This is a genomic window from Pseudomonas sp. IPO3749, from assembly GCF_013386605.1.
Lineage (GTDB): Bacteria > Pseudomonadota > Gammaproteobacteria > Pseudomonadales > Pseudomonadaceae > Aquipseudomonas > Aquipseudomonas azotoformans_A.
Genome location: NZ_JACARN010000146.1, coordinates 1 through 1,019, shown reverse-complemented (window position 1 = coordinate 1,019; position 1,019 = coordinate 1). Strand labels below are relative to the sequence as shown.

Here is a 1,019-nt window from a genome sequence, read left to right as displayed (position 1 = left end):
CGGAGCCTCAGTCATGTCCGAAATGAAACATGCCAGCGTCTACTACCCGCCGCCGTTTCCTCTGGAGGGGCGTTTGCCCCGTCGTGCCGTGCAGATTCAGCAAAATATCCTGCGCCAGTGTGATCAGGAGCGGGGTTATCACGATGCCCTGTGCCTGGCTGCCGGGCTGCGGGTGACGCCCCCGTGCTGCAAAACCCTGCACATCAGCCTGTTCTTCGACGGCACCGGCAATAACCTGAACAACGACCTGTACGAATCCGCGACACCGCACCCAACGAACATCGCCCGGCTGTTTCGGGCCACCGTCGGCGCGGGTCATGCCGGTGGTACCGGGCATCACGACAGGGCACAGCGCTTGACCGACGCACCTGGCACCGGCAATGGCCAATACTTCAAGTACTACATGCCTGGCGTCGGCACGCCGTTTACGGAGGTGGGCGACCTCAACTACAGCACCGCCGGGTTGGCCGGGGCCTATTTTGGCGAAGAGCGGATCAATTGGGCCCTGCTGATGCTGATCGACGCCCTGCGACGCACACTGGACCTGCCGCGACAGGACAACTTGAGCCTGAGGGCCGCGGTGCAGGCCATGGGCACGTTGCCAGGGCTGGAATCGCTCAAGGGCCAGGCCAATCGGGCCACGGTGTTCAACAAGCAACTCAAGTTGATCGAACAACCGTTGCGCTTGGCGCTGGCGCAACCGAGTCCTGGCTCGTCAAAGCTGTTGGGTCTCAAGCTGTATGTCTATGGGTTTTCCCGGGGGGCAGCGGCCGCACGGGCTTTTGTCAGTTGGTTGAATACGCTGATGCGCTACCGTCCGCACTTGCAACTGGACGATCTGGAAATCCCTCTCAGCGTGGAATACCTGGGGCTATTGGACACCGTGGCCTCGGTGGGCATCGCCGACATCCTGCCGGGGGCGGATGGACATATGAGCTGGGCCGACGGCAATCAGGAGCTGCCAGGGGGCGGGCTGGTCAAGCGCTGTCTGCACCTGGCGGAAGCGTTTGAGCAGAGGC

The 1,019-nt window shown here is 62.5% G+C and carries 1 pseudogene; it reads left to right on the top strand.

Going from position 1 to position 1,019, the window contains the following annotated elements:
* Positions 1 to 13 precede the first annotated feature (13 nt).
* A pseudogene (locus HX812_RS31835) lies at positions 14 to 1,019 on the top strand (DUF2235 domain-containing protein); the annotation flags it as partial.